The organism is Brevundimonas sp. (assembly GCF_030704825.1).
Lineage (GTDB): Bacteria > Pseudomonadota > Alphaproteobacteria > Caulobacterales > Caulobacteraceae > Brevundimonas.
This window is the reverse complement of sequence record NZ_JAUYNX010000003.1, coordinates 56,104-69,079: the sequence shown is the minus strand read 5'-3', so window position 1 is coordinate 69,079 and position 12,976 is coordinate 56,104. Positions and strand designations below refer to the sequence as shown.

Genomic DNA, 12,976 nt, shown 5'->3' with positions numbered 1-12,976 from the left:
GGAGATCGGACACGCAATGATCGCTGCCAGCCTCGCGGCCGCCCTGGCCCTTCTCGCCCCCGCGCCCGAGACCCTGATCCCCCAGGAAACGCCCTACAGCGCCGTGGCCTCCGGCCCGGTCAGCAACCAGCCGCGCCTGCTGAACGATCAGGACACGGCGCTCTTCCGCCAGGGCCTGGCGGCCGCGCGGGCCCGCGATGTGACGGGCGCCCGCAACGCCGCGTCGCAGATCGGCGACCCGACCGCGCGGAAACTGGTCGAATGGGCCCTGCTGGACACCGCGGCCGAACAGCTGCCGTACAGCGATCTCGCCGACGCCCAGACCCGTTTCGCAGGCTGGCCACGCGCCGAGAGCCGCCGCATCGCAGCCGAACGGGTTCTCGATCGCTCCTACGCCGGCGCCGCCGCCGCCCTGGCGCTGTTCGCCCGGAATGAGCCGACGACCGTCGAGGGGGCCATCGCCCTGGCCGAGGCCCTGGAGCAGGGCGGGAGGTCGGATGAGGCGCGGCGGCTGATCGGCGACTGGTGGCGGACCCGCTCGTTCGACGAGGCGACGCAGGGCCGCATTCTCGCCCGCTGGGGCTCCAGCCTGACCCAGGCCGACCACGAGGCGCGGCTGAACATGCTGCTGCCCGGGCCCCACGGACCGGCCACGCGGAGCATGGTGCAGATGGTCTCCCCGGAACGCCGCGCCGTGGCCGAGGCGGCCATGGCCCTGCGCACCGCCTACAGCCCTGACGCCGTGGTCGCCGGTCTCAGCCCCGCGCAGGCGATGGACCCCGCCGTGGTGCTGGAGCGGGTCCGCATCCTGCGCTCGCAGAACCGACAGTCCGAGGGCTTCGCCCTGCTGGCTGCCCTGCCCGCCGCCCCGTCACACACCGAGGGTCAGAACACCCTGTGGAGCGAACGCCGCAACTATTTCCTCGACGCCCTGGAGCGCCGCAACGGCCAGGCCGCCTATGACGCCATGGCCGGCCACGGCTTCCCGTCCGGCGAGCGCAAGGTCGACGCCGAATTCTTCGCTGGCTGGACGGCGCTGGTGAAGCTGAACGATCCGGCCCGGGCGGCCCGCCATTTCGAGACCCTGCGCCAGTCGTCCTCGACGCCGATCACCCAGGGCCGGGCCCTCTACTGGCTGGGCCGCGCCGCCGAGGCCCAGGGCAATACCCCGGCCGCGATCCAGTTCTACCAGGCCGGGTCGCGCCACATCCAGACCTTCTACGGCCAGTTGGCCGCCGAGAAGGCCGGCCTGACCACGATCACCCTGCCCGCCGATCCGGTTCCGACCGCGGCCGACGTCGCCGCGTTCGAGGCCAATGAGGTGGTTCGCGCCCTGCGCATCCTCGGCGAGACCGGCGAGACCAGCCTGTTCCGCGTCTTCGCCTACCAGCTGGACGACGACCTGCCAGACTCCGCCCAACTGGCCCTGCTCATGGACCTGTCGCGCAACTATGGCGAAGGCTTCACCGCCATGATGGTCGGCCGCGCCGCCAGCCAGCGCGGCTATCTGATGCCCGAGCGCCAGTACCCCATCCGCATCCCCCCGGCCGTGCCGGGCGCCGCGCCGCTGGAGTTCACCCTCGCCATCACCCGGCAGGAATCGAGCTTCGATCCCCGCGCCCGATCGCACGCCAACGCCCGCGGCATGATGCAATTCCTGCCCGCCACGGGCCGCAGCGTCGCCCGCCAGCTGGGCCTGCCCTATTCCGACGAGCGGCTGTACGACGGCGACTTCAACATGACGCTGGGCAGCTATCACCTCGGCGACCTGACCAACGATTTCGGCGGCTCCATGCTGCTGACCACCATCGGCTACAACGCGGGGCCCGCCCGGCCCCCGCAATGGGTGGCGCGCTGCGGCGATCCGCGCGGCGGCGCGGTCGATCCGGTCGACTTCATCGAGTGTGCGCCCTTCACCGAGACTCGTAACTACATGATGCGAGTCATGGAAAACATGCAGGTTTATCGCGCGCGCCTGAACGGCGGTTCGGCGCCGCTGACCCTGTCGGCGGATCTGAGACGCGGCGCCCCCGCGGGGTCCCGGCCCTATGCCGCCTACGCCGGGGAGGAAGCCCTGCGCGCGCCGGAGCCCGAAGCTTCGGAATAGCGCCCGCTGGACAGAAGCGGCCCGTCCGGCCCCTCGACCCAGCGCGCCGCCAGGCCGAATGTCCTCGCCATGGTCTCCGGCGTCAGAGCCGCCATCGGCGGGGCGTCGGCGCCGACCCGGCCCCCGTCCAGCACCACCACCCGGTCCGCGAACCGCGCCGCCAGGGCCAGGTCGTGCAGGCTGACCAGCACCGCCTGCCCCGCCGCCGCCCGCGCCTTCAGCCGTTCCAGCACCATCAGCTGCGCCTCCGGATCCAGCCCGGCGATCGGCTCGTCGACCAGCAGGGCCGCCGCGCCCGTCGCCAACGCCCGCGCCAGCAGCACCCGGGCCCGCTCGCCGCCCGACATCTCGGCCACGCCCCGGTCGGCCAGATGCCCGGCCTCGACCTCGTCCAGCGCCGACCGCGCCCGGGCCAGCGCATCGGCCGTCGTCAGAAAGGGCGCGCCCAGCGCCGCCACCTCGACCGCCGGCAGGTTCCAGGCGATGCGCCGCTCCTGCGGCAGATAGGCGGCGCGTTCCGCCCGCGCCCGTGCCGACAGGCCCGTCACGTCGCCGCCGCCCAGCATCGCCTGCCCGCCGTTCAAAGGCAGCAGCCCCGCCAGGGCCCGGATCGCGCTCGACTTGCCCGCTCCGTTCGGGCCCACCACGGCGACCAGTTCGCCCGCCGCCACCGACAGGCCGACCCGATCCAGAACCGTCCGTCCGCCCAGGACGGCCGTGGCTCCCCGCAGTTCCAGCGCGCTCACAGCCGCCACTCCCGCGCCGCCCGCCAGGCGATCAGGGCGAACAGGGGCGCCCCGACCAGGGCCGTGAACACGCCCAGCTTCAGCTCCTGATCGGTCGGCGTCATCCGCGCCAGCAGGTCGGCGACCACCAGCATCAGCCCGCCCGCCAGCGCCGAGGGCAGCAGCAGACGCCCGGGATCGCCCCGCACCGCGCCACGCACCAGATGCGGCGCCGCCAGGCCGACGAAGCCGATCACGCCGGCCACCGCCACCGCCGCCCCGGCCGCCAGGGCCGTGGCCAGCAGGGCCAGCAGCCGCAGACGCGCCATGGGCAGGCCCGAAGTCCGCGCCGTCTCCTCGCCGAGGCCCAGCATCCGCAGACCCGGCGCCGCGAGCACCGCCAGGGCCGCCGCGACCAGCACCGCCGGCGTGACCCAGGCCACGTCAATCCAGCTGCGGTTCTGCACCGACCCCAACAGCCAGCTCATCACCTCGGCCGAGGCGATGGGAGACGGCGACAGGTTGAAGATCAGGGCCGTGGCCGCTCCCGCAAAACTCGATAGCGCCACCCCGAACAGGATCAGGGCCTCGGGGGAGCGCACCCGCGCCGCGAACAGGATCAGCAAGCCTCCGGCCAGGCCGGCGCCCGCCAAGGCCGACGTCTCCACCGCCCCCGGCATGGCCGCCCCGCCCAGCACGATGGCCGTCGCCGCCGCCAGCGCCGCCGACGACGACACGCCCAGCACGCCCGGATCGGCCAGCGGATTGCGCAACAGACCCTGCATCACGGCCCCGGACAGGCCCAGGGCCGCCCCGACCATCAGGGCCGTCGCCACGCGCGGCGCGCGAACCTGCCACAGCACCTCCGCCGGTCCCGAGGCGGAATCGGCGAAGGCCTGCGTCATCTGCGCCATGTTGAAAACGGTCTCGCCCAGCAGGATTCCCAGGACCGCCGCTGCCGCGATCAGTCCCGCCAGCACGAGCGTCAGCCGCGAAGGACCGGCCTTCATGCTCCGGCCTTCAGCATCGCCGCCGCGTCGGCCGCGAACCACGCCGGGCAGGTCAGGACGGCCGCCGGCAGTCGCGCCGCCACCCTGCCCCGGGCCGTTCGCTGCACGACGGGGTGCCGGCCCGGCCCGCGCCAGTCGCCGCGCGCCTGGTCGAAGAAGCCCAGCACGAACCGCGCCGGCGGAAACAGGGCGATCCGTTCGACGCTGATCGGGGCGAAGAACGGCTCCTCCGCCGCATTGCTGAAACCGGCCGCCCTCAGGATGGCGTCCACCAGCGTACCCTTGCCGGCCGTGAATCCGCCGGCCGTCAGATACAGGGCCGACCGCTCCGGCGCGCGGGCGCGGGGCGCGGCCCTGCGCAGGGTCCCGTTCATCCGCGCCGTCAGGGCCTCGCCTCGCCCCGGGACGCCCAGACCCTCCGCCACGGCGCGAATGTCCGCCCGCACCCCGTCGAAATCCGTCGCGTCTTCGATCGTGACAACACGAACGCCGGACGCCTCGAGCCGAGCCAGCAGCCGGGGCTCCCCGCCCCAGTAGCGCACCACCACGTCGGGCCGGAAGGCGATGGCGGCCTCAAGCGTCGGCCGCACTCGTCGGCGCCCCGCGGCGGCTTCCCGCATCCAGGCGTCCGGATCGTCGGCGCGCGGCGACAGGGCCAGGTCGGCGTCGGGCGCGAGGGCCAGGACATACTGGTCGGCGCACTGGTCCAGGGCCATGACCCGCAAGGGCCGGGCTTCCGCTCCGCCAGCGCCGAGCGCCGACCCGGCGGCCAGCGCCCACGCCAGCCGCCTCACGGTTTCAGCAGGCCCGCGAACAACCCCTCCACCAGAGTCGTCACCAGCGTCTCACGTTCGACCCAGTCGAAATACGGTTTGGTGATCACCAGCGACACCACGCCATGGCATCCGGCCCACAGCGCCTGGGCCGTCGTCCGTGCGTCGCCACGCAGCAGTCCGGCCGCCTCGGCGTCCTCGACCACCACCTCGAACGATCGGTAGAGGCCCCCGCCCAGTTCCTGCGCCGCCGAGAGAGCACCGTGCTGAAGCTCGACCGGTCGGGTCATGTAGATCAGCCGATAGGCGTTCGGATTGGCGAAGCCGAAGTCGATATAGGCCCGCAGCATCCGCCGCAGCCGTTCCTCCGGCCCGCCGGGCTCGGCTACGATGGCCTCGTTCATCTCCAGCAGGGCCGCGAAGGCCTGCCGGCAGATTTCCTGAAGGATTTCGCCCTTCTCGGCGAAATGCATGTAGAGCGCGGTCGAGGACAGGCCGACCTCGTCGGCGATCTTGCGGATCGTCGCGCCTTCGTAGCCGTGTTCGACGAAGATGCGTTCGGCGGCGGCCAGGATCTCCGCGCGACGGGCATGGCCTTCGCCCTTGGGCTTGCGTTGTGAACGCAGGTTGAGCGGGGCGAGTGTCACGCGGTAACTCCGGACGTCCGGGCCCTGAATAGCGGCATTCCCCTCCCCGCGCCAACCGGTTGCGATGCGCGAATCAGCGAGGTAACCCTTGGTGGTGGAGTGGGTTGGGAACAGCGATCTGGAAGATCGCCGGCGCGACGCCGCGCGATACGGCCCTCCGCTCGGGCAGAGCGCGGCCATGCGAGGTTTCGCGCCCGCCCAGATTGTTTTCGCCGCCGCGCTCGCGGGCCTCGGCGCGCTTCTGATATGGCTTGGTCCCGGACGGGCGGGCGAGGGGCTCGTCCTCGCCGCGGCCGTCGCCTTCCTGGCGCTGGCGATCTGGCGCACCAGCCTGATCCTTCTGGGAGCCCGCCCGGCGCCGCAGCCGGTCGCCCCGCCCCGCTGGCCCCGCTACACGGTGCTGGCCGCCCTCCATGACGAGGCGGAGATCGTGGGTCAGTTGATCGAGCGCCTGTCGCGCCTCGACTATCCGTCGGATCGCCTGCAAGGGCTGCTGGTGCTGGAGGCGCACGATCACGAGACGATCGCGGCGGCCCGGGCCGCCCCGCGCCCGGACTGGCTCGGAATCCTCGTCGCGCCGCCGGGCCGTCCCGGGACCAAGCCCCGGGCCCTGAACCACGCCCTGACCCATGCGACCGGCGAGCTCCTGACCGTCTATGACGCGGAGGACGCACCCCATCCCCTCCAGTTGCGCGAGGCCGCCGCCCGGTTCGCCGCCGATCCCTCGGGCCGTCTCGCCTGTCTCCAGGCTCCGCTGCGCATTCGCGCGGGAGCGGGGTTCCTCCAGCGCCAGTTCGCCGCCGAATACGCCGGGCTGTTCGACGTGGCCCTGCCCGGCATGACCCGCGTCGGCCTGCCCTTCCCCCTGGGCGGCACCAGCAATCACTTCCGCGTCGATGTTCTCCGCGCCGTGGGCGGCTGGGACGCCTGGAACGTCACCGAGGACGCCGATCTGGGGTTCCGGTTGTGGGCGAACGGCTGGAGGCTGGGCGTGATCACCCGCCCGACCTGGGAGACGCCGCCTCACAGCCTCGACCACTGGCTGCCACAGAGAACACGCTGGCTCAAAGGGTACCTCCAGACCTGGGGCGTCCACACCCGTCAGCCGTGGCGACTGGGCTGGCGCGGCCTCCTCGCCCTGGTCATGACCGTCGGCGCCGGTCTCGTTTCGGCGGCCATCCACGGCCTCACCCTGGCCTGGGTCGCGGCCGCCGTCCTGGTCGCGGCCATGGCGGGCCTGCCGCCGGAAACGCCCGCGCTGGCGCTGAGCGTCATGATCCTCGGGGCCGCCTCGGCATGGCTGTCCTCGGCCATCGGAGCCCGCCGCGCCGGCGTTCCCTACGGCCCCGCCGACATGATCGCGGCCCCGGCCTACTGGTCCCTGCTCAGCCTGGCCTTCGCCCACGCCGCCTGGCGACTGGTTCGCGACCCCTTCGCATGGGACAAGACGCCCCACCGTCGCGACGCGGGGCCGGAGGCGGTCCAGCCAGCCTCGACCGGGGCCGAAACATACGACGCGCTGGACGCGACCGCGCCTCTCCGCCTATCAGCGGGCCATGCCGCCGCGTCTGAACCCGTCGCCTGAAACCCTCGTCACCCGCGCCTGGGTCGACTACGCCCTGCTGGACAGCGGCGACGGCCGCAAGCTGGAGCGCTATGGCCGCCACACCGTGGTCCGGCCGGAGCCCCAGTGCTTCTGGTCGCCGCGCGACCCGGCCGCCTTCGACGCCGCCGACGCCGTGTTCGATCCGACCGACGAGGACGAGTCCGGCCGCTGGCGGTTCGCGGGAAATCCGGTCGACACCTTTCCCCTGGCCTGGCGCGACGTGCGTTTCACCAGCCGGTTCACGCCGTTCCGCCACCTGGCCTTCTTTCCGGAGCAGGCCGCCAACTGGGAGTGGCTGGACGGGCGCATCCGGCGACTGCGCTCAAGTAGCGCGAAGGGCGGTAGCGCAAACAAGAATGCGCCGAAGGTCCTCAACCTGTTCGGCTACACCGGGGTGGCCAGCCTGGCCTGCGCCGCCGCCGGGGCCGAGGTCACCCACGTCGACGCCTCGAAGAAGTCGGTGGCCTGGGCGCGCGAGAACGCCGAGCTGTCCGGCATGGCCGACAGGCCGATCCGCTGGATCGTCGAGGACGCCCGCAAATACGCCGCCCGCGAGGTGCGCCGCGGGTCGAAATACGACGGGATCATCCTCGACCCGCCCAAATACGGGCGGGGGCCGACCGGCGAGGTGTGGCGGCTGTTCGAGGACCTGCCGGGCCTGCTCAGGGACTGCGCCGCCCTGTTGTCGGACGACGCCTCCTTCCTGCTGCTGAACGCCTACGCCGCGCGCATTTCCGGCCTGTCGCTGTCGCATCTGATGGCCGAGGCGACCGCGAACCGGGGCGGCGTCATCGACTGGGGCGAGCTGGCCCTGGCCGAGGATGGACCGGACGGTCGGGCCATCGGCCTCAGCTTCTTCGCGCGGTGGTCGGCGTGACGGATCGCCTGATCACCTCCCTGACCAACGATACGGTCAAGGCCGTGCGCGCCCTGCACATGCGCAAGGAGCGCGAGGCGACGGGGCGGTTCCTGGCCGAGGGGCTGAAATTCATCGGCGAGGCGCTGGACCAGAGCCGCGCCCCCCGCCTGCTGCTGGTCGGCGAGGACGCCCGGCCGCATCCGATCCTGGACCGCGCCCGCGAGGCGACGCGGGCGGGCGGCGGCGAGGTGGTGGCGGTGACCCACGCCATCCTCGAAAAGATCAGCCGCCGGGACAATCCGCAGACCGTGCTGGGCGTGTTCGACCAGGTCTATACGCCCCTGTCGGCGATCCAGCCGGCCTCGGCGCCGGCCTGGGTGGCGCTGGAGCAGGTGCGGGACCCGGGCAATCTGGGCACCATCATCCGGACGGCGGATTCCGCCGGCTGCGGCGGGGTGATCCTGATCGGCGACTGCGTCGATCCCTATTCGGTCGAGGCGGTGCGGGCGACCATGGGCTCGGTCTTTGCCGTCGCCATCGCCCGGGCCACCCCCGCCGAGTTCCTGGCCTGGCGGCAGACATGGCCGGGCAGCGTCATCGGCACCCGGCTGGACGCGGTCCATGGCTATCGCGACGCGGCGATCCAGCATCCGGCCCTGATCCTGATGGGCAACGAACAGGCCGGCCTGACCGACGCCCTTGCCGCCGCCTGCGACGTCAACGTCAAGATCCCCATGCGCGGCCGGGCGGACAGCCTGAACCTGGCCGTGGCGACGGGGATCATGGTCTATGCGGCGATCGACGCGGTTTGAGGCGCCCGCGAAGCCATTCATCCGTAGACTTGCTTGGGTCCGTATGGCTCATGTCCCGATGACCTCGACCCTTAGCCGTCGTCCAATCCTCAAGACCGCGCTCGCCCTGATCCTGGGCCTCGTCCTGTTGCCGGGGGCCAGTTTCGTCGCCTTGGGGCTCTGGTTCGAGCAGGCCGAAGGTGCGCCGCCTCAGCTAGCGGACGGCGCCCTGCACGATTTCGGCGTTCGCAATGAGAACTGGAGCCGTCATTTGGCGGAGACATTTCCAGTCGGCACGCCGGAGGCGACCGTGACGGCGCGCCTTCGGGAGGAAGGTTTTGAAATCGCACCGACGAACCGCTCCGCCCGGTATGAGTGGGGCAGCGGATTTCCCTGCGTCTATACGCTCACCGCCACATGGTCGGCCGAGTCCGGGAGGGTCACCGAGATCAGCGGCGACTATCTGAACGCCTGCATGTAGGCGGCGTCCCTCAGAAGCTCCTTCCATCCACCCTCTGCGCCGTCCAGCTGAAGGGTTCGATGTCGGTCAGGGTGCGGATGTTGACGGCGACCATGGGCGAGCCGTCCCGTTTCTCGCCGCGGGCGAAGGACTGGACGCCGCAGGTGTCGCAGAACCGGTGGCGGATCTTGTGGGTGTTGAAGGTGTATTCGGTCTGCGGCCCTTCCTGCGTCACCCGGAAGGCGTCGGGCGAGACGAAGGCCAGGACGAAGCCCTTGCGGTAGCAGTGCGAGCAGTTGCACTCCATCAGTCCCTCGAGATCGGTGTCGACCTCATAGGCCACGGCCCCGCAGGCGCAGGAACCGGTGTGGGTCTGCATCTCAGCCATCACGCATCCTCCAGCAGCACCACCCCGGGCGCCGATTTGAGCGCGCCCCGCAGGGCGCCGTCCAGCCGGTAGCGGCCCGGCAGTTTCAGCTCGACCTCGCGACGGCCGTCCAGGGAGGCGATCAGGGACACCTCGCCGCCCTTGCCCGGCGATTTCGCCTTCTCGAGCCGCGTCCGCAGGGCCTCGGCGTCGGCGGATCTGGCCGAGACGTGAATGCGCAGGCCCATGGCGCCGTCGTCCAGCAGGGCGTCCAGCCGCGAGGCGTCGTCGCCGAAGAAGCGCACCTCGCCGTCGGCCGACTTGGCCCGCACCCGCACCATGATGGATGCCCCGACCTCCAGCACCTCGCGGCATTTGCGCAGCTGTTCCGGCGGGAACAGGCATTCGAACTCTCCGGTCGGGTCGGAGAAGGTGACGAAGGCGAATTTCTCGCCGGACTTGGCGCTGGCCCGCTCCTGACGGCGGCGCACGACGCCGGCCATCAGGAAGGCCTCGTGGCCGCTTTCGGCCAGGGCCGTGGCTTCGGCGACGAAGGTGACGCGCTTGCGCTTCAGCGCCGGCGCCATGTCCTCCAGCGGGTGGCCGGACAGGTAGAAGCCGACCGCGGCCAGTTCCTGATCCAGCTTCTCGGGCCCGACCCAGGGTTCGACCGGCTTCAGGCGCGGGCGGGCGGCGCCGGCCTGGTCGCCGCCGAACAGGGAGACCTGGGACGAGGCGCGTTCGGCGGCCACGCTCTGGCAATAGGCCATCAGGGTGTCGGCCTGTTCGAACAGCTGGCGGCGGTTCGGGTGGAAGCTGTCGAAGGCGCCGGCGCGGGCGAGGTTCTCCAGCGCCCGCTTGTTGACGCAGCGCGGATCGACCCGTTCCAGGAAGTCGAAGATGTCGGTGAACCGGCCGCCGGTCTCGCGCACCTCGACCAGATGCTTCATCGCCTCCAGGCCGACGTTGCGGATGGCGCCCAGGGCGTAGAGCACCGCCCCGACACCGTCGTCCCAGGCCACGTCGAAATCGGCCGAGGAGCGGTTCACGTCCGGTGACCTCACCGGCACCTCGAAGCGGCGGCAATCCTGATAGAAGACAGCCAGTTTGTCGGTATTGCTGAGATCGAGCGACATGGACGCGGCCATGAATTCGACCGGGTGGGTCGCCTTCAGCCAGCCGGTCTGGAAACTGATCAGGGCGTAGGCGGCGGCGTGGGACTTGTTGAAGCCGTAGCCGGCGAACTTGGCCACCAGATCGAAGATGCCGCCTGACTGTTCCTCCGGAACGCCCTTTTCCGACGCGCCCGCGATGAAGCGCGCGCGCTGGAAATCCATCTCCTCCTTCTTCTTCTTGCCCATGGCGCGGCGCAGAAGGTCGGCCTCGCCGAGGGAGTATCCCGCCAGGATCTGGGCGATCTTCATCACCTGCTCCTGGTAGATGATGACGCCATAGGTCTCGGTCAGGACCTCGGTCAGGGAGGGGTGCAGATAGTCCACCTGCTGCCGGCCGAATTTACGGTCGATATAGGTGTCGATCATCTCCATCGGCCCGGGCCGGTAGAGGGAGATCAGGGCGGTGATCTCCTCAATGGAGCCGCAGCGCATCTTGCGCAGGGTGTCGCGCATGCCCTGGGATTCCAGCTGGAACACCCCGACGGTCTGGCCCGAGGCCATCAGCTCATAGGTCTTCGGATCGTCCAGCGGCAGGCCGTTCCAGTCGGGGGCGGCGCCGCGCCGTTCCAGATACTGGCGGGCGCGGTCCAGAACGGTCAGGGTCTTGAGGCCGAGGAAGTCGAACTTCACCAGACCGGCGGCCTCGACCCATTTCATGTTGAACTGGCTGGCCGGGATGGTGGAGCGCGGGTCCTGGTAGAGGGGCGCCAGCTCGATCAGGGGGCGGTCGCCGATGACGATGCCGGCGGCGTGGGTCGAGGCGTTGCGGTACAGCCCCTCCAGCTCCAGCGCCGTCTCCAGCAGGGTCGCCACGGCCCTGTCGCTGTCGCGGGCCTCGCGCAGGCGCGGCTCGATCTCGATGGCCTGGGCCAGGGTCACCGGGTTGGCAGGGTTGGCCGGCACCATCTTGGCCAGCCGGTCGACCTGGCCGAGCGGCATCTGCAGCACCCGGCCGACGTCGCGCAGCACGGCCCGCGCCTGCAGGGTGCCGAAGGTGATGATCTGGGCCACCCGGTCCTTGCCGTAGCGGGCCTGGACGTAGTCGATCACCTCTTCCCGCCGCTCCTGGCAGAAGTCGATGTCGAAGTCGGGCATGGAGACGCGTTCGGGGTTCAGGAAGCGCTCGAACAGCAGGCCGAACCGCAGCGGGTCCAGATCGGTGATGGTCAGGGCCCAGGCGACCAGGGAGCCGGCGCCCGAACCCCGGCCCGGACCCACGGGGATGCCGTGGTTCTTGGCCCATTTGATGAAGTCCGACACGATCAGGAAATAGCCGGGGAAGCCCATCTGCTGGATGATGCCGACCTCCCATTCGAGGCGGGCCCAGTAGTCGGCCTCGGGCGCCACCGGGGTCACGGCCTGCAGCCGCGCCTTCAGTCCCTCGCGGGCCTGGTGCATCAGTTCGTCGGGCTCGGAGCGGCCGGCGCCGGCGTCGAAGCGCGGCAGGATGGGTGCGCGCGTCGGGGCCAGAAAGGCGCAGCGTCGGGCGATCTCTACGGTGCTGTCGCAGGCCTCGGGCAGGTCGGCGAACAGCTGGCGCATGGCCGCCGCCGTCTTGAACCAGTGCTCGCCGGTGATGCGGCGGCGGTCTTCCTGGCCGGTGAAGGCGCCGTCGGCGATGCACAGCAGGGCGTCGTGGGAGCGCGCCTGGGCCGCCTTCGCATAGTGAACGTCGTTGGTGGCGACGAGCGGCGCGTCGTGGGCGTAAGCCCATTCGACCAGGCCGCGCTCGGCCTGGCCCTCGCTGGCGAGGCCGTGGCGCTGCAGTTCGACATAGAAGCGGTCGCCGAAGACGCGGGCCATTTCGGCGAGGGCCCCATCAGCCTCGGCGGCCTTGCCCTGGACGAACAGGGGGTCGACGGGGCCGTCAGGACCGCCCGACAGCAGGATCAGGCCTTCGGAGCGTTCCGCCACCATGGTCCAGGGCACGCTGGGCTCGTCCATCGCTCCGGCGTCGAGGTAGGCCGAGGACGACAGGGCGCACAGGTTCAGCCAGCCGGCCTCGTTCTGAACCAGAAGGACCACGGTAGGGACCTTCGCCCAGCGTTCGGCGATCCTGCCGCCGATGCCGGTGACCGGGAGCGCGCAGGCCACGATCGGCTGGACCCCCGCCCCCTTCGCCGCCTCGCTGAACTCCAGGGCCCCGAACAGATTGGCCCGGTCGGCGACGCCCACGGCCGGCATGCCCGCGTCGGCCGCCAGGGTCGGAACCTTGCCCGCCTTGATCGCGCCTTCCAGCAGCGAATAGGCCGAACGGACGCGCAGGTGGATGAAGCCCTGATCCCCTGCCCCGCTCACCGTCCGACGCCTCCGCTCATGGTTCGATCAGACCCCGACTCGCGAGCGGCTCAAAGTGTCCGGGTCCGCGAAAATTCGTGGGACACTTTCGGACACTTCGCCCGAAAGGCCCGCCGTCAGGCGGCCGGCACCGCGAGCGCGACCTGCCAGCACATCCA

Annotated in this window: 11 protein-coding genes; 5 read left to right on the top strand and 6 right to left on the bottom strand. The window is 71.2% G+C overall.

Annotated features, from left to right (window positions below; translation table 11 throughout):
- The first annotated feature begins 16 nt into the window (after positions 1–16).
- Positions 17–2,107 carry a transglycosylase SLT domain-containing protein gene (locus Q8Q71_RS01850; RefSeq protein WP_305757940.1) on the top strand — a complete coding sequence of 697 codons (2,091 nt, stop codon included), beginning with the start codon at positions 17–19 and terminating at the stop codon, positions 2,105–2,107.
- Here the strand turns inward: Q8Q71_RS01850 and Q8Q71_RS01845 are convergent.
- The 4 genes from Q8Q71_RS01845 to Q8Q71_RS01830 are packed head-to-tail and all read right to left on the bottom strand — an operon-like array spanning position 2,056 to position 5,262.
- Positions 2,056–2,853: an ABC transporter ATP-binding protein gene (locus Q8Q71_RS01845; protein WP_305757939.1), complete on the bottom strand. Its 798-nt coding sequence runs from the start codon at positions 2,851–2,853 to the stop codon at positions 2,056–2,058. The two genes, Q8Q71_RS01850 and Q8Q71_RS01845, sit on opposite strands and share 52 nt — an antisense overlap.
- Positions 2,850–3,842 (bottom strand): iron ABC transporter permease, encoded by a 993-nt coding sequence (locus tag Q8Q71_RS01840; protein WP_305757938.1) that lies wholly within the window; start codon positions 3,840–3,842, stop codon positions 2,850–2,852. Before Q8Q71_RS01840 ends, Q8Q71_RS01845 begins: the two co-directional genes overlap by 4 nt.
- Entirely contained in the window at positions 3,839–4,636 is a 798-nt protein-coding gene (locus tag Q8Q71_RS01835) for an ABC transporter substrate-binding protein (protein WP_371315917.1), read from the bottom strand. Before Q8Q71_RS01835 ends, Q8Q71_RS01840 begins: the two co-directional genes overlap by 4 nt.
- Positions 4,633–5,262, bottom strand: coding sequence for a TetR/AcrR family transcriptional regulator (locus Q8Q71_RS01830; protein WP_305757937.1), 630 nt, complete (start codon positions 5,260–5,262; stop codon positions 4,633–4,635). The genes Q8Q71_RS01835 and Q8Q71_RS01830 overlap by 4 nt, the downstream gene beginning before the upstream one ends.
- A gap of 178 nt (positions 5,263–5,440) precedes the next feature.
- Between Q8Q71_RS01830 and Q8Q71_RS01825 the strand changes: the two genes are divergently transcribed.
- Genes Q8Q71_RS01825 through Q8Q71_RS01810 form a run of 4 tightly spaced genes read left to right on the top strand, consistent with a single transcriptional unit; the run spans position 5,441 to position 8,999 of the window.
- On the top strand, positions 5,441–6,847 hold the full coding sequence (locus Q8Q71_RS01825; RefSeq protein ID WP_305757936.1) for a glycosyltransferase family 2 protein: 1,407 nt from the start codon (positions 5,441–5,443) through the stop codon (positions 6,845–6,847).
- On the top strand, positions 6,819–7,745 hold the full coding sequence (locus tag Q8Q71_RS01820; protein WP_305757935.1) for a class I SAM-dependent methyltransferase: 927 nt from the start codon (positions 6,819–6,821) through the stop codon (positions 7,743–7,745). Before Q8Q71_RS01825 ends, Q8Q71_RS01820 begins: the two co-directional genes overlap by 29 nt.
- Complete coding sequence (locus tag Q8Q71_RS01815) at positions 7,742–8,539, top strand: RNA methyltransferase (protein ID WP_305757934.1); 798 nt, start codon at positions 7,742–7,744, stop codon at positions 8,537–8,539. Before Q8Q71_RS01820 ends, Q8Q71_RS01815 begins: the two co-directional genes overlap by 4 nt.
- 58 nt (positions 8,540–8,597) lie before the next feature.
- Positions 8,598–8,999, top strand: coding sequence for a hypothetical protein (locus tag Q8Q71_RS01810; protein ID WP_305757933.1), 402 nt, complete (start codon positions 8,598–8,600; stop codon positions 8,997–8,999).
- A gap of 10 nt (positions 9,000–9,009) precedes the next feature.
- Here Q8Q71_RS01810 and Q8Q71_RS01805 read toward each other — a convergent pair whose 3' ends face one another.
- Together Q8Q71_RS01805 and dnaE are read right to left on the bottom strand one after the other, a co-directional pair.
- Positions 9,010–9,366: a GFA family protein gene (locus Q8Q71_RS01805; protein ID WP_305757932.1), complete on the bottom strand. Its 357-nt coding sequence runs from the start codon at positions 9,364–9,366 to the stop codon at positions 9,010–9,012.
- On the bottom strand, positions 9,366–12,818 hold the full coding sequence (gene dnaE, locus Q8Q71_RS01800; protein ID WP_305757931.1) for a DNA polymerase III subunit alpha: 3,453 nt from the start codon (positions 12,816–12,818) through the stop codon (positions 9,366–9,368). The genes Q8Q71_RS01805 and dnaE overlap by 1 nt, the downstream gene beginning before the upstream one ends.
- Positions 12,819–12,976: the final 158 nt, after the last annotated feature.